General features: G+C 72.8%; 14 protein-coding genes. 7 read left to right on the top strand and 7 right to left on the bottom strand.

The annotated features are described in order from the left end of the window. Positions 1-49 precede the first annotated feature (49 nt). The 5 genes from gndA (at position 50) to GTY67_RS31730 (ending at position 6,183) form a co-directional block, all read left to right on the top strand. A complete protein-coding gene (gene gndA / locus GTY67_RS31750) occupies positions 50-1,492 on the top strand; it encodes an NADP-dependent phosphogluconate dehydrogenase (RefSeq protein WP_161281317.1) in 1,443 nt (480 codons plus the stop codon). A 133-nt stretch (positions 1,493-1,625) separates the two neighbouring features. Next, a complete protein-coding gene (locus GTY67_RS31745; protein ID WP_161281316.1) occupies positions 1,626-2,696 on the top strand; it encodes a Dyp-type peroxidase in 1,071 nt (356 codons plus the stop codon). Further along, positions 2,696-3,493 (top strand): family 1 encapsulin nanocompartment shell protein, encoded by a 798-nt coding sequence (locus tag GTY67_RS31740; protein WP_161281315.1) that lies wholly within the window; start codon positions 2,696-2,698, stop codon positions 3,491-3,493. Before GTY67_RS31745 ends, GTY67_RS31740 begins: the two co-directional genes overlap by 1 nt. A gap of 51 nt (positions 3,494-3,544) precedes the next feature. Further along, on the top strand, positions 3,545-4,930 hold the full coding sequence (locus GTY67_RS31735) for a diaminopimelate decarboxylase (protein WP_343238796.1): 1,386 nt from the start codon (positions 3,545-3,547) through the stop codon (positions 4,928-4,930). 479 nt (positions 4,931-5,409) lie between these two features. After that, positions 5,410-6,183, top strand: a complete 774-nt coding sequence (locus GTY67_RS31730; protein ID WP_161281314.1) for a PIG-L family deacetylase — start codon at positions 5,410-5,412, stop codon at positions 6,181-6,183. A 55-nt stretch (positions 6,184-6,238) separates the two neighbouring features. On the opposite strand, the gene GTY67_RS31725 is transcribed toward GTY67_RS31730, so the two are convergent. Continuing rightward, positions 6,239-6,592: a GNAT family N-acetyltransferase gene (locus GTY67_RS31725; protein ID WP_161281313.1), complete on the bottom strand. Its 354-nt coding sequence runs from the start codon at positions 6,590-6,592 to the stop codon at positions 6,239-6,241. A gap of 57 nt (positions 6,593-6,649) precedes the next feature. Continuing rightward, on the bottom strand, positions 6,650-7,075 hold the full coding sequence (gene panD, locus GTY67_RS31720) for an aspartate 1-decarboxylase (protein WP_093689277.1): 426 nt from the start codon (positions 7,073-7,075) through the stop codon (positions 6,650-6,652). A gap of 168 nt (positions 7,076-7,243) precedes the next feature. On the opposite strand from panD, the gene GTY67_RS31715 reads away from it, so the two are divergent. After that, complete coding sequence (locus tag GTY67_RS31715) at positions 7,244-7,591, top strand: hypothetical protein (protein ID WP_093689540.1); 348 nt, start codon at positions 7,244-7,246, stop codon at positions 7,589-7,591. 57 nt (positions 7,592-7,648) lie between these two features. On the opposite strand, the gene GTY67_RS31710 is transcribed toward GTY67_RS31715, so the two are convergent. Next, on the bottom strand, positions 7,649-8,842 hold the full coding sequence (locus GTY67_RS31710) for a serine hydrolase domain-containing protein (RefSeq protein ID WP_161281312.1): 1,194 nt from the start codon (positions 8,840-8,842) through the stop codon (positions 7,649-7,651). 166 nt (positions 8,843-9,008) lie between these two features. Between GTY67_RS31710 and GTY67_RS31705 the strand changes: the two genes are divergently transcribed. Beyond that, positions 9,009-9,281: a DUF3253 domain-containing protein gene (locus GTY67_RS31705; RefSeq protein ID WP_161281311.1), complete on the top strand. Its 273-nt coding sequence runs from the start codon at positions 9,009-9,011 to the stop codon at positions 9,279-9,281. Positions 9,282-9,307: 26 nt separating this feature from the next. Here GTY67_RS31705 and GTY67_RS31700 read toward each other — a convergent pair whose 3' ends face one another. Genes GTY67_RS31700 through GTY67_RS31685 form a run of 4 tightly spaced genes read right to left on the bottom strand, consistent with a single transcriptional unit; the run spans position 9,308 to position 14,145 of the window. Continuing rightward, positions 9,308-10,438 carry an XdhC/CoxI family protein gene (locus GTY67_RS31700; protein WP_161281310.1) on the bottom strand — a complete coding sequence of 377 codons (1,131 nt, stop codon included), beginning with the start codon at positions 10,436-10,438 and terminating at the stop codon, positions 9,308-9,310. Continuing rightward, positions 10,431-12,584, bottom strand: a complete 2,154-nt coding sequence (locus tag GTY67_RS31695) for a xanthine dehydrogenase family protein molybdopterin-binding subunit (protein WP_161281309.1) — start codon at positions 12,582-12,584, stop codon at positions 10,431-10,433. The genes GTY67_RS31700 and GTY67_RS31695 overlap by 8 nt, the downstream gene beginning before the upstream one ends. After that, on the bottom strand, positions 12,581-13,573 hold the full coding sequence (locus tag GTY67_RS31690) for a xanthine dehydrogenase family protein subunit M (protein WP_161281308.1): 993 nt from the start codon (positions 13,571-13,573) through the stop codon (positions 12,581-12,583). The genes GTY67_RS31695 and GTY67_RS31690 overlap by 4 nt, the downstream gene beginning before the upstream one ends. Next, the gene (locus GTY67_RS31685) at positions 13,570-14,145 is read right to left on the bottom strand and encodes a 2Fe-2S iron-sulfur cluster-binding protein (protein ID WP_161281307.1); all 576 of its coding nucleotides are present in this window, start codon (positions 14,143-14,145) and stop codon (positions 13,570-13,572) included. The genes GTY67_RS31690 and GTY67_RS31685 overlap by 4 nt, the downstream gene beginning before the upstream one ends. Positions 14,146-14,272: the final 127 nt, after the last annotated feature.

The raw sequence follows: 14,272 nt of genomic DNA, 5'->3' as shown, positions 1-14,272 counted from the left end.
CGTACTCCCCTGACCGAACGAACGTCCCCGGAATCGCAGGAGCACACAGATGAGCGGCACCGCCCAGATCGGCGTCACCGGACTCGCGGTCATGGGCCGCAACCTGGCCCGGAACTTCGCCCGCAACGGCTTCACCGTCGCCGTGCACAACCGCACGACCTCCCGGACCGACGCCCTGGTGAAGGAGTTCGGCGACGAGGGCACGTTCGTCGCCGCGCACACCCCCGAGGAGTTCGTCGCTGCTCTGGAGCGGCCCAGGCGCCTGGTGATCATGGTCAAGGCCGGGGACCCCACGGACGCGGTGATCCAGGAGTTCGCGCCGCTCCTGGAGGACGGCGACGTCATCATCGACGGCGGCAACGCCCACTTCGAGGACACCCGCCGCCGGGAGAAGGAGCTGCGCGAGCGCGGAATCCACTTCGTCGGTGCGGGCATCTCCGGCGGCGAAGAGGGCGCGCTCCACGGCCCGAGCATCATGCCGGGCGGGTCGGCCGAGTCCTACGAGTCGCTGGGCCCGATGCTGGAGAAGATCGCCGCGAAGGCGAAGGACGGCACCCCGTGCACCGCGCACATCGGCCCCGACGGCGCCGGTCATTTCGTGAAGATGGTGCACAACGGCATCGAGTACGCGGACATGCAGCTCATCGCGGAGGCGTACGACCTGCTGCGCCGGGTCGCCGGGTACTCCCCCGCTCAGATCGCCGACACCTTCCGCAGCTGGAACACCGGTCGGCTGGACTCGTATCTGATCGAGATCACCGCCGAGGTCCTCGCCCATACGGACGCGGCCACCGGCAAGCCGTTCGTCGACATCGTGCAGGACCGGGCGGAGCAGAAGGGCACCGGGCGGTGGACGGTGCAGATCGCACTCGACCTGGGCGTTCCGGTCTCCGGGATCGCCGAGGCGGTCTTCGCCCGCTCGCTGTCGGGCCACGCCGACCTGCGCGAGGCGTCGCGGGAGCTGCCGGGCCCGGTGGCGAAGCCGCTGGAGGGGGCGGACGCGTCGGCGTTCGCGGACCGGGTCGAACAGGCCCTGTACGCCTCGAAGGTCGTCTCGTACACGCAGGGCTTCCACCAGATCCGGGCCGGCAGCCAGGCGTACGACTGGGACATCGACCTCGGTTCCGTGGCGGCGATCTGGCGGGCCGGCTGCATCATCCGGGCGGCGTTCCTGGACCGGATCCGGGCCGCCTACGACTCCCGGCCCGAACTGGTGAGCCTGCTGTCAGACGAGGAGTTCGGGCGGGAGATCGGGGCCGCGCAGGACGACTGGCGCGCGGTGGTGGCGGAGGCGGCGCGCCAGGGCGTGCCGACGCCCGGTTTCGCCGCCGCGCTGTCCTACTACGACGGGCTGCGCGCGGACCGGCTGCCTGCGGCGCTCACGCAGGGGCAGCGGGACTTCTTCGGGGCGCACACCTACCGGCGTACGGACCGGGAGGGTTCGTTCCACACGCTGTGGGGCGGGGACCGGTCGGAGGTCGAGGCGGGCTGAGGCGTACGCCCGGGGTGGGGTGTCAGTCGGCCGGGCCACCCCGGGTGCGGGCGTCCGCGGGGCATGGCTTAGTGGGCAGCGAGCCCTGTACACGCGATCTCACGCGATCCACCCGACGCCTGGAGTGCCGCGCATGTCCGCAACCGTCCCCGAGCCTGTCTCCGTCCAGCCGGTCGTGGCCCCGCTGACCAGCGCGGCGCTCTTCCTGGTCGGCACGATCGAGCCGGGCGGCGAGGACGCCGTACGGGAGGTGCTGCCGGATCTGGCGGCCGTCGCCCGCTCCCTGGGCTTCCGCTACCCGGACGCCGGACTCGCCTGTGTGACGGGGTTCGGCTCCACCGCCTGGGACCGCCTGTTCGGCGGGGAGCGCCCCGCCCACCTCCACCCGTTCCAGGAGCTGCGGGGCCGGCTCCACCACGCCCCGTCGACCCCGGGCGATGTGCTGCTGCACATCCGGGCCGACCGGATGGACGTCTGCTACGAGTGGGCGGCGCAGCTGCTCACCAAGCTCGGCGGGGCGCTGCGCGTCGTCGACGAGACGCACGGCTTCCGCTATCTGGACCACCGGGACCTGCTCGGCTTCGTGGACGGTACGGAGAACCCGGTGGGCGACGACGCCCGCGCGGCGGCGCTCGTGGGCGCGGAGGACCCGGAGTTCGAGGGCGGCAGCTATGTCGTCGTACAGAAGTATCTGCATGACCTGACCTCGTGGAACGCGCTCTCCGTGGAGGAGCAGGAACGCGTCATCGGCCGCACCAAGCTCAACGACGTGGAGTTCCCCGACGAGGAGAAGCCCGCCGACTCCCATCTCGCGCTCAACACGATCACCGACCCGGACGGCACCGAACGCGACATCCTGCGGGCGAACATGCCGTTCGGCAACTTCGGCCAGGGCGAGTTCGGCACGTACTTCATCGGGTACGCGGCCGACCCCGACGTCACCGAACGCATGCTCCGCAACATGTTCCTCGGCGACCCGCCCGGCACCCACGACCGCATCCTCGACTTCTCCACGGCGGTCACCGGCTCCCTCTTCTTCGCCCCCCGCGCCGACTTCCTCGACGACCCGCCGCCCCCGCCCGACCGGGCCAGTGCCGGGGACCGGCCGGAACCGGTGTCCGCACCGGTCCGGCAGGAGCCCGCCGCCGCCGGGTCGGACCACGGTTCGCTGCGCATCGGCAGCCTGCAAGAAAGCGCCCAGTGATGAACAATCTGCACCGCGAACTCGCACCGGTCACCCCCGCCGCCTGGGACGAGATCGAGGAGGAGGCCCGGCGTACGTTCCGCCGCCATGTGGCGGGCCGGCGCGTCGTCGACGTCTCCGATCCGGACGGCCCGACGTCGGCCGCGGTCGGTGACGGGCATCTGCGCGACATCGACCCGCCCACCCCGGACGTGGTGGCCCGGGCGCGTACGTCGATGCCGGTCATCGAGTGGCGGGTGCCGTTCACGGTGAGCAGGCAGGCCGTGGACGACGTGGAGCGCGGCTCCGCCGACAGCGACTGGCAGCCCGTCAAGGACGCCGCGCGCACCTGCGCGTTCGCGGAGGACATGGCGGTCATCGACGGGTACGCGGCGGCCGGGATCACCGGTCTGCGGGACGGCTCCTCGCACGACCCGCTGCCGCTGCCCGCCGACGCCCGGGACTATCCGGTGGCGGTCGGTCAGGCGGTGACACGGCTGCGGCTGGCCGGTGTCGAGGGACCGTACCGGCTGCTGCTCGGCGCGGACGCGTTCACCGAGGCCGCCGAGACCTCCGACCACGGGTATCCGGTCAAGACCCATCTGGCCCGTATCGTGGACGACGAGATCCTGTGGGCGCCCGCGGTGAAGGGCGGGGTGCTGCTGTCGGCCCGGGGCGGGGACTTCGAACTCTGCCTGGGCCAGGACCTGTCGATCGGCTACGCGGACCACGACGCCACCAGCGTCCACCTCTACTTCCAGCAGGCGTTCACGTTCCGGATGCTGACACCGGAGGCGGTGGTGGGGCTCATCGCCTGAGTGGCGGGCCGTTCCCGAGCCATCCGCCGAAGAACCGAAGGGCCGAGACCTGTGGGGGCAGCCATCACCGACTCCGGCCGCACGACACAGACACAGACACCTTCCGCACCCCTGGGGCGGCGGCCCGCCGTCCGTTTCGACGCGGCCGTCCGGGCGGCCGTCGGGCAGGGGCTGCTGAGCGAGTCCCGGCCGGTCGCCGGGTTCATCGACACGGACGGGGTGCGCTCGTCCGTCGCCGAGCTGCGGGAGGCGTTCGCCCACAGCCCCGGTGTGCTGCACACCTTCGCGGCCAAGGCCTCCTCCCTCGTCCCGGTCCTGCGGCTGCTCGCCGCCTGCGGGATGGGGTGCGAGGTGGCGAGCCCGGGTGAGCTGCGGCTCGCCGTCGAGGCGGGTTTCGCGCCGGGGACGATCGTCCTGGACTCCCCCGCCAAGACCCGCGAGGAGATCCGGCTGGCGCTCGCCCTCGGGGTGGCCGTCAACGCCGACAGCATCGACGAACTCCGCCGCATCGACGCACTGCGGCATCGCGATGCCCCCTCCGTCCTCGGGCTGCGGGTCAATCCGCAGGTGGGCGGCGGAGCGATCGGCCCGATGTCCACGGCGACGGACACCTCGAAGTTCGGGGTGGCGCTACGGGACCCGGGCGCCCGCGAGGCGGTCGTACGGGCCTTCGAGGCGCGCCCGTGGCTGACCCGTCTGCACGCCCATGTCGGCTCCCAGGGCTGCCCGTTGGAGCTGATCGCGGCGGGCGTGGCGCGGACGTACGAGCTGGCCGAGGAGATCAACGAACGCCTCGGCACCCGGCAGGTCACCAGCCTGGACATCGGCGGCGGGCTGCCGGTCAACTTCACCGACGACACCGTGCACCCCACCTACGCCGCCTACGTGGACGCGCTGACGGCCGCAGCCCCCGGGCTCTTCTCCGGCCGGTACGGACTCGTGACGGAGTTCGGCAGATCACTGCTGGCGAAGAACGGCTTCATCGGGGCGCGGGTGGAGTACACGAAGGACGCGGGCGGCCGCCGGATCGCGCTCACCCACGCGGGGGCGCAGACCGCCACCCGTACGGTCTTCATGCCCGGCTCCTGGCCCCTGCGCATCGGGGCGTTCACGGAGGACGGCTCCCCCAAGCAGGGACCGGGGCTGGCGCAGGACATCGCGGGGCCCTGCTGCTTCGCGGGCGATGTGGTGGCGCACGGCCGGGAGCTGCCGGAGCTGGCCGAGGGTGATTTCGTCGTCCTCTACGACACCGGGGCGTACTACTTCTCCACCCCGTGGGCGTACAACAGCCTGCCGCGCCCCGCGGTGTACGGCTTCCGCTCCTCGGCCCCGGCCGGCGAGGTGGTGTTCGCGACGGTACGGGAGGCCCAGACGATGGACGCGATCGCCGCGGAGAGCGGCCTGGCACACGCGAACACGCTGACGGGCCTCGGCTGAGCGGTCCCCTGCCCACCGTGGCTACAGCCCGGCGCGGGGCGGCTCCGGCGGCCGCCCCGCGCACGTCCCCACGTCGCCTCACGCCCCCCTACGGCCCGGCGGGCTCGGGCTGCGGCTCCGGGTCCGGTACGGGGTCCGGGCCGGGCGCCGGGGGCTGCGGAATCGGGTCCGGGGCCGGGCCGGGAGGCACCGGGGCGGGCCCCGGCGGCACAGGCGGCGGGCTCGGGACGGGGGTGGGCGGACCCGGCACGGGCGGAGGCGTCGGCGACGGCGGTACGGGGTCGGGGTACGGGTGGGTCATTTCGATCCTCCACAACGACATGAAACGGACAGATGGAGCTTTCCTCCACCGTCTCCCGGTGCGGCTGCCCGCGCCTGTCGAGTCCACACGTACGACGCATGAGGGAATACGGAGGGTGTGAGGCGCCGCCCCACCGGGCCGCCCACCCGCCCCGTACACCGACAGGAAGGCGTCCACCATGTCCCTGCCGAGCGTGCTTGCCGTCCACGCCCACCCGGACGACGAGTCCCTCTTCTCGGGCGGCGTACTGGCCCAGCACGCGGCCGCCGGTGCGCGGACCGCGGTGGTCACCGCGACCTGGGGGGGGGCGGGAAGCCACCGGGCCGCCGAGCTGGCGCGGGCCCTGGAGATCCTGGGTGCGGGAGCGCCCCGGCTCCTCGGCTACGCGGACGCCCGCGTCCCGGAGTCCGCCCCGGGGCGGCCCAGGTTCCTGGACGCGCCACTGGACGAGGCGGTGGGCGCCGTGGTGGGCCACATCCGTGCCGTACGGCCGCAGGTCGTGATCGCCCCCGACCCCTACGGCGGCATGACCGGCCACCCCGACCACGTACACGCCCACCGGGTCACCGCTCTGGCCGCCCGGGCGGCGGGGCTCCCCCGGCTCTTCCCCGCAGCGGGTGCCCCCTGGCAGCCGAGCGCCCTCTACCTGGCCACGCACCCGCGTTCGGCCGCGGAGCAGGTGGGCAGGCGCCTGGGCCGGCCGGGCACCCCCGCCGACGCGTTCCACGTCTCCGACGACGCGTGGATCACCACCACGGTCGATGTCGCCCCCTGGCTCCCCCAGAAGCTGGCGGCGATCCTCGCCCACCGCAGCGAGGTGGAACGGGGAGCCGCCCCCGGCCGGATCGCCGCTCTGCCACCGGACGTTCAGCACCAGGTGCTGAGCACCGAGTGGTACATCCGCCAGGACCTCACGCCCCGGGGTGCGGCGGACACGTCACTGACCGCGTGAGGCGGCGGACGCCCGACCGCTCCCGGGCGTCCGCCGCTCCTCGGAACAGCTCGGGTCAGAACAGCTCGGGGTGGTCCTTGAGCTGCCGCTCCGCCTCCCGTACGAGCTGCTCCGGAGCCGCGGGCGCCTCGTCGGGGTGGCGCTGCGCCCACTTCGCCGCGTACGGGCACAGCGGCACGACGGGGACGCCCTCCTGAGCGGCGAGGCCGTAGAACTTCCGGACGAGCGCACCGGCGATGCCCTTGCCCTCGTGCTCGGGCCGGACGACCGTGTGAACGGCCACGAGGGCGCCCGGAGCGGGCTCCATGACGAAGTAGGCGATGGTTCCGGCCGCCTTCCCGCCCTCGTAGGCCGTGAGCACACCGCGCTCCCGGTCATCGCTGATCTCTACGGCACCGTTCTCCGCCATGGGCTTCCGCTCTCCTCGTTCCGTGTGGCGCACTTCCGTGTGGCACGAGCGGCAGACTCAGCCGCCCGCGACGACCGCCTGCGGGCTCCGCTCCGTACGGCTCCCGGGCACCGGCGCCGACGCGTCGCTCCCGAGCGCCACGATCCGGTTGTCCACGTCGACATGGACGACCTTCGGGGTGAGCGCCCGCGCCTCCGCGTCCTCGACCTGCGCGTAGCTGATCAGGATGACCAGATCGCCGGGGTGCACGAGGTGTGCGGCAGCGCCGTTGATGCCGATGACACCGGAGCCGCGCTCGCCCTCGATGACGTACGTCTCCAGGCGGGCGCCGTTGTCGATGTCAACGATATGGACCAGCTCGCCGGGCAGCAGGTCGGCGGCGTCCATCAGGTCGGCGTCGACCGTCACGGAACCGACGTAGTGCAGGTCGGCCTGGGTGACGGTGGCCCGGTGGATCTTGGACTTGAACATGGTGCGCAACATCGAACAACTCCCGAATTCAGCTACCTGCCTGCGTTTTTGCAGGTCAAGTGCGGCCCCTACTTTACAACGAGTCGGCTGTCCAGGCAGCGTGCCCGGCTTGCCGCAAATCGTCGTCGCGAGCAGGGTGAGGACGTGAGACGAACGGTACGCGCCGTGGGCGGGGCGAGCGTGGAGAGGGCCTGGCAGCGGTACGTACGGACGTCCGCCTGGCCGACGTGGGCCCCGCAGATCCGGGCCGTGGAGGCGGAGGCCGAGCTGCGGGCCGGGATGCGGGGGCGGGTGGTGCCCGTGGTGGGGCCGGGCGTCGGCTTCGTCGTCGAGGCCGTCGACCACGAGGCGCGCACCTGGTGCTGGCGGGTCCGGGTGGGGCCCGTACGGATGCGGCTGTGGCATGCCGTGCGGGTCCTCACGCCGTCCGGCACGGAGACCGAGCTGCGCATCGAGGGGCCGGCGGCGGTCGTCGTCGTGTACGCGCCGTTGGCTCGTCGTGCCCTGCGCCGTCTGGTGTCCCCATGACCGGTTGACCGAGGGATTGTGCTGTCGGCCGGTCCCGCACGCCGCAGGGCATCCACGTCACGTGCAGAACGCCGTGTCCGTGGCCGACATGACCGCCAACGCCCCCTTCTCCGCGTCGCCGAACGTACCCGGCAGAGCCGTCACGGCGACCCCGACCGAGCGGCCGTCGTCGGTGGCGCCGCCACGTGTCTCGTAGCCGTCGATGTCCCCGCCGTGCCCCCAGTAGACGCCTCCGCAGCTCAGCGGGATGCTGAACACACCGAGCCCGTACCGCCAGCCGGGCAGCAGCGGTGCGTCCACGGTCTTGCGCATCTCGGCCAGCTGCCGGGGCGGAAGCAGCTCTCCGTCGAGCAGGACGCGGGCGAACCTGGCGAGGTCGCTCGGGGTCGAGATCATCTGTCCGGCCGCCCCTCCCCAGGACGGGTCCATGGTCGTCACGTCGATGACCTTGCCGTTCTCCGCGCTGCTGAGCGCGTAGCCGTGCGGGTGCGGGGCGCGGAGGGTGCGGTCGCCCGGCTGGGGCCAGTAGGTGTGGCGCAGGCCCGCCTTTTTGATCACGCGTCGCGTTATCTCTTCCTGGACCGGACGCTCCGTCACCCTCTCGACCAGCAGGCCCGCGAGGAGGTAGTTGGTGTTGCTGTACTCCCACTTGGCGCCGGGAGCGAACTTCGCCGGATGGGCGAGCGCGGCTTCGAGCAGGTCGTGGGGGTGGAAGAACTTGTGCTGGATCTTCTCGAAGTCCTCCAGGCCGATGTGTTCGGTGTAGTTGGGCAGGCCGCTGGTGTGCTGGAGCAGCTGGCGGACGGTGATCCTGCGGCCGTCGATGCCGTCGCCGCGCACGAGGCCGGGCAGATAGGTCTCCACCGGCTCGTCCAGCCGGACCCTGCCCTCGGCCACCAGTTGCAGGACCACGATGGCCGTGAAGGTCTTCGTGTTGCTCCCGGCCCGGACCTGGCCGTCGCGTGGCACCGGGACCTGCCTGCCCAGCCGGGACGAGCCGGCGACCAGGGAGGCCGACCGGCCGTTCTTGTCCACATGGGCGAGCGCGGCCGGAAACTTCTCCTGGCCGACCAGGGCGTCGAGGCTCTTCTGGAGAGACGTGGCCTTGTTCTTGGGCGTGGAGGCGGCCGTGGTGTCCATCGTCGGCGACTGGGCCGGCGCGGCGTTGGTCACGAAGGCGCCCGCGAGCCCCGTCACCGTCACCGCCAGCAGGACCCTGCGCAGCTTCGTCGAGATCTTCTTCCGGTGCATCGAGAGGCTCCTTCTGCTTGCGGATCGACACCACAACGATGTCGGGATCCGGCGCGAAGATCACTGGGGCTGGCCTCCGAGTCCCAGGTACGCCTGGCCCCACCATGGACGTGACCCCAAAGCCCTTCGAAAGGGGACCTTTCCGGGCGGATGCGACACTGAAGCCATGACGAAGAACGGGCAGCAGCAGGACCAGCAGCTCGAACAGACCATCCTGGAGTTGCTGGACGCACGCTCCCCCGCCGCGACCATCTGCCCTTCCGACGCCGCACGAGCCGCCTATGACGGTGAGGGGGACGGCTGGCGAGCGCTCATGGAGCCGGCCCGTCAGGCCGCGCGGCGACTGGTGGCGGCCGGGGAGGTGGAGATCACCCAGGGTGGACGCCCCGTGGACCCTGGCGAGGCACGCGGCCCGATCCGCATTCGCCGCGTGCGCTGAGGCCTCGTTCCGGCCGGAAGCTGCCCTCAGGCCGCCGTCCGTGCCAGGTCGCGGTGGATGGGCTCCGCTCCGCCGGTCAGCGGCAGGCCCGTCCCGCCGCGCCTCGCCGCGATGATCTCCGCCGCGATGGACAGGGCCGTCTCCTCGGGCGTACGGGCTCCGAGGTCCAGGCCGATGGGTGACCGCAGCCGCGCCAGCTCGCGTTCGTCCAGCCCCGCCTCGCGCAGCCGCCGCAGCCGGTCCTCGTGGGTCCGGCGTGAGCCCATCGCGCCGACGAACGCGACCGGCCTGCGCAGCGCCTCCGTGAGCAGCGGCACGTCGAACCGGGCCTCGTGGGTGAGGACGCACAGCACCGTACGCCCGTCGGTGCGGGTGCTTCGCAGATAGCGGTGCGGCCAGTCGACGACGACCTCGTCCGCCTCGGGGAAGCGGGCCCTGGTGGCGAAGACCGGCCGGGCGTCGCACACCGTGACGTGGTGGCCCAGGAACTTGCCCGCCCGCACCAGGGCCGCGGCGAAGTCGACGGCACCGAACACGATCATGCGGGGCGGTTCCACGCTGCACTCGACGAGCAGGGTGAGCCCGCCGGGGCAGTGCGAGCCGTCCTCGGAGAGGGTGACCGTGCCGGTCCGGCCGGTGTCCAGGAGGGCCCGGGCCTCGGCCGCCGCCGTACGGTCCAGCTCCACGTGGCCGCCGAGCCCGCCCTCGCTGCTGCCGTCGGGGCGGACCAGCAGGGCCCGCCCGAGCAGCTCTGCCGGGCCGCGTACGACCCGGGCGAGGGCCGCCGCCTCGCCGGAGGTGGCGGCGGCCAGTGCGGACGCCAGCACCGCCCGCTCCGGAGTGTCCGTACGGACCGGTGTGATCAGGATGTCGAGGACCCCGCCGCAGGTCAGGCCGACCGCGAAGGCGTCCTCGTCGCTGTAGCCGAAGCGTTCGCGCACGGTCCGGCCGTCCTGGAGTGCCTGGGCGCACAGTTCGTAGACCGCGCCCTCCACACAGCCGCCGGAGACCGAGCCGATCGCCGTGCCCTCGCTGTCGACGGCCAGGGCGGCGCCGGGCCCGCGTGGGGCGCTGCCGTCGACGGAGACGACGGTGGCGACCGCGAACTCCCGGCCCTCGGCCGTCCAGCGGTGCAGCGCGTCGGCGATGTCAAGCATCCGCCGCTCCCTTGCGGGGCTCCGGTGCCGACGCCGCGAGGATCCGGTCGGGGCGGATCGGCAGGTGCCGATGGCGTACGCCGGTGGCGTGCCAGACCGCGTTGGCGACGGCCGCCGCCGCGCCCACGATGCCGATCTCCCCCACGCCCTTGATGCCGACCGGGTCGTCCGGGTCGTGGTCGTCCACCCAGTCCGCCTCGATGTCCGGGACGTCGGCGTGCGTGGCCACGTGGTAGCCGGCGAGGTCGGGGCTGTAATGGCGGCCGGTGTTCCGGTCGCGGACCGCCTCCTCGTGCAGGGCCATGGAGATGCCCCAGGTCATCCCGCCGACCAGCTGGTTGCGTGCGGTGAGCGGGTTGACGATCCGGCCCGCGGCGAAGATGCCCAGCATGCGGCGGACCCGGACCTCGCCGGTGGCGGTGTCGACGGCGACCTCCGCGAACTGGGCGCCGAAGGAGTGCCGTTCCTTCTGTGCGAGGGCGCCGAGCGCCGCTGTGGTGTCGGAGCGCACGGTGATCCCCTCCGGCGGGATGTCCGGGCCCGTCGCGAGCCGCTCCCGGAGTTCGGCGGCGGCCGCCGTGACGGCCCAGGCCCAGGAGCGGGTGCCCATGGAACCGCCGGCGATCATGGCGGGGCCGAAGTCGCTGTCGCCGATGCGTACGTGGACCCGTTCCGGTGTGGTCTCCAGGGCGTCGGCGGCGATCAGGGTGAGCGCGGTGCGGGCGCCGGTGCCGATGTCGGCCGCGGTGATCCGTACGGTGTAGGAGCCGTCCGCCTCCGCCGTGACCAGGGCCGTGGAGGGCATGGCCCCGGCACCGAAGGAGGCTGCCGCCATTCCCGTACCGAGCAGCCAGCGGCCGTCGCGGCGGATCCCGGGGCGCGGGTCGCGGTCCGCCCAGCCGAACCTGCGGGCGCCCTCGCGGAGGCAGGCGGCCAGGTTGTGGCTGCTGAAGGGGAGGCCGGAGACGGGGCCGACCTCGGGCTCGTTGCGCAGGCGGAGTTCGACCGGGTCGATACCGGCGCGTTCTGCGAGTTCGTCGAGGGCGGCCTCGATCGCGAACGACCCCGGTGCCTCCCCCGGGGCCCGCATCCAGGTGGGGGACGGCACGTCGAGGCGTACGACGTGGTTGGCCGTGCGGTGGGCGTCGGCGTCGTACATGACCCGGGCGACGCCCGCGCTCGGCTCCACGAACTCGTACACGGTCGAGGTCTGGTTGAGCGAGCGGTGCTCCAGGGCGCGGAGCCTGCCGTCGGGGTACGCGCCGAGCCTGACCCGCTGGGCGGTGGGGCTGCGGTAGCCGGCCAGCGAGAACGTCTGACGCCTCGTCAATACCACGCGTACCGGCCGCTGGAGTGCGGTGGCGGCCATGACGGCGGACACCTGGTGGGCGCGGAGGCCCTTGCTGCCGAAGCCGCCGCCGATGTGTTCGGAGCGCACCCGCACCGAGGACGCGTCGAGGGAGAACATCGTGGCCAGCTCGGACTGGACCCACCCGGCGCCCTGGTTGGAGTCGACGACCTCCAGCCGTCCGCCGTCCCACAGGGCGGTCGCCGCGTGCGGCTCCATCATGCTGTGCTGTTCCTCGGGAGTGGTGTACTCCTCGTCCAGCACGACGGCGGATGCGGCGAGTTGGGCGTCCAGGTCGCCCTTCTCGGTCTCGGCGGGCATGTGACCGGCACCCGGGTAGGCGCCGGGGTCGTCGGCCGCCAGCACGGTGGTGTGCGGCTCCTCGTCGTACGTCACCACCAGCGCCTCGGCCGCCTCCCTGGCCTCCTCGGGGGTCTCGGCGACGACCAGAGCGACCGGCCAGCCCGCGAACGGCACCTTGTCGTCCTGGAAGACGGCGGCGGCCGGGTCCGGCGGGGTGCCGAGCATGCCGAGGTAATCGGTGTGCAGGCGCGGGGCGTTGCCGTGGTGGAGCACGGTGAGGACGCCCGGCATGGCGAGGACGGATGCGGTGTCGATCGTACGGATACGGCCCCGGGTGACGGTGGAGAGCACTAGCCAGCCGTGGGCCAGGTCGGCGAAGGGGATCTCGCCCGCGTAGCGCGCGGCGCCGGTGACCTTCTCCCGGCCCTCGACCCGGGTGCGGGCGGTGCCGACGGCCGTGTGCAGCGCGCGGGGGCCCGGTGTGGTGGTGGTCATCGGGCGTCCCCTTCCGCCAGTTCGGTCAGGACGGAGACCACGAGGTTGCGCATGAGGGTCACCTTGTATCCGTTGTCGGGCAGCGGCCTTGCGGCGGCGAGTTCGGCGTCCGCGGCAGCCGCGAAGGTCGCGCCGGTGGCCGGTGCGCCGGTCAGGACGGCTTCGGCGGCGCGGGCACGCCAGGGCCGGGAGGCCACGGCTCCGAGGGCGAGCCGAGCTTCGCGTATGCGCCCGCCCTCGATGTCCAGCGCGGCGGCGACGGAGCCGATGGCGAAGGCGTACGAGGCGCGTTCGCGCACCTTGCGGTAGCGGGAGTCGGCGGCGACGGGGGCGGCAGGGAGCGTGATGTGGGTGATCAACGCGCCGGGCGGCAGGGCGGTTTCGCGGTGCGGGGTGTCACCGACGGGGAGGTAGAGGTCGGTGAGCGGGACCTCGCCAGGCCCGTCGAGGGTCTCGTACGCGACCTGGGCGTCGAAGGCCGTCAGCGCCACGCCCATGTCGGAGGGGTACACGGCCACACAGTGGTCGGAGGCGCCGAGGACCGCGTGGTTGTGGTGCTCACCGGCGACGGCCGGGCAACCGCTGCCGGGGACACGCTTGTTGCACGGTCCGCCGACGTCGGTGAAGTAGCCGCAGCGGGTGCGCTGGAGCAGATTGCCGCCGACGGTGGCCATGTTGCGCAGCTGCCCGGAGGCCCCGGCCAGGACGGCCTGGGTCAACGCCGGGTAGCGGCGGCGGACTTCGGGGTGGGCGGCGAGGTCGCTGTTGGTGACGGTCGCCCCGATGCGCAGACCGCCGTCGGCCGTGGACTCGACGCGGTCCAGCGGCAGTTCGCGTACGTCGACGAGGAGGGCGGGCCGTTCGACGCCGGTCTTCATCAGGTCGACGAGGTTGGTGCCGCCGCCGAGGAACCGTGCGTCCGGGGCGGCCGCGAGCAGGGCGACGGCGCCGGTGACGTCATGGGCGCGCCGGTAGTCGAACTCTTTCACGCTGCGGCCTCCTCGGCTGCTGCCGTACGGGCCTCTTCGTGGGCCTGGGCGCCACGGGAGACGGCCTGGACGATGGAGACGTACGCGCCGCAGCGGCACAGGTTGCCGCTCATCCGTTCGCGGATCTCCTCGGGCGTCAGGGGTGGCGGCGCCTGGGCGGCCACGTCGTCGGTGGCGGCGCTGGGCCAGCCGGCCGCGTGCTCCTCGATGACGGCGATGGCCGAGCAGATCTGGCCGGGTGTGCAGTAGCCGCACTGGTAGCCGTCGAGGTCGAGGAAGGCCTGCTGGACGGGGTGCAGCTCGTCGCCGTCGGCGACGCCTTCGATGGTGGTGATCTCGCGGCCCTCGGCCGCCACCGCCAGGTTGAGGCAGGAGACGACACGGCGCCGGTCGACCAGGACGGTGCAGGCCCCGCACTGTCCCTGGTCGCAGCCCTTCTTGGTGCCGGTGAGGTCGAGGCGCTCGCGCAGGGCGTCGAGCAGGGTGGTGCGGTGGTCGACGGACAGGTGGTGCTTCTCGCCGTTGATGTTCAGGGTGATCGCGCTGGTGGTCGACGAGGGTGCTGGGGCCATCATCAGCCTTCTTCGGTGTCCGGTGACAGGAGACAGGCGCTGTGGCAGGAGTCCGGGGTCCGCGACCGGTGCGTGGGGGTGCCGGGCCGCGCTAAGGTAGACCTAACCGGACTGCTGTCCGCTTCAC

This window comes from Streptomyces sp. SID8374 (assembly GCF_009865135.1).
Taxonomy (GTDB): Bacteria; Actinomycetota; Actinomycetes; order Streptomycetales; family Streptomycetaceae; genus Streptomyces.
This window is presented reverse-complemented; position numbering and strand designations above follow the sequence as displayed.

What these genes read in the sequence shown, in the direction of transcription:
- gndA (WP_161281317.1), top strand. Translation starts at nt 50, where the DNA reads ATGAGCGGCACCGCCCAGATCGGCGTCACCGGACTCGCGGTCATGGGC.
- GTY67_RS31745 (WP_161281316.1), top strand. Translation starts at nt 1,626, where the DNA reads ATGTCCGCAACCGTCCCCGAGCCTGTCTCCGTCCAGCCGGTCGTGGCC.
- GTY67_RS31740 (WP_161281315.1), top strand. Translation starts at nt 2,696, where the DNA reads ATGAACAATCTGCACCGCGAACTCGCACCGGTCACCCCCGCCGCCTGG.
- GTY67_RS31730 (WP_161281314.1), top strand. Translation starts at nt 5,410, where the DNA reads ATGTCCCTGCCGAGCGTGCTTGCCGTCCACGCCCACCCGGACGACGAG.
- GTY67_RS31725 (WP_161281313.1), bottom strand. Translation starts at nt 6,592, where the DNA reads ATGGCGGAGAACGGTGCCGTAGAGATCAGCGATGACCGGGAGCGCGGT.
- panD (WP_093689277.1), bottom strand. Translation starts at nt 7,075, where the DNA reads ATGTTGCGCACCATGTTCAAGTCCAAGATCCACCGGGCCACCGTCACC.
- GTY67_RS31710 (WP_161281312.1), bottom strand. Translation starts at nt 8,842, where the DNA reads ATGCACCGGAAGAAGATCTCGACGAAGCTGCGCAGGGTCCTGCTGGCG.
- GTY67_RS31705 (WP_161281311.1), top strand. Translation starts at nt 9,009, where the DNA reads ATGACGAAGAACGGGCAGCAGCAGGACCAGCAGCTCGAACAGACCATC.
- GTY67_RS31700 (WP_161281310.1), bottom strand. Translation starts at nt 10,438, where the DNA reads ATGCTTGACATCGCCGACGCGCTGCACCGCTGGACGGCCGAGGGCCGG.
- GTY67_RS31695 (WP_161281309.1), bottom strand. Translation starts at nt 12,584, where the DNA reads ATGACCACCACCACACCGGGCCCCCGCGCGCTGCACACGGCCGTCGGC.
- GTY67_RS31685 (WP_161281307.1), bottom strand. Translation starts at nt 14,145, where the DNA reads ATGGCCCCAGCACCCTCGTCGACCACCAGCGCGATCACCCTGAACATC.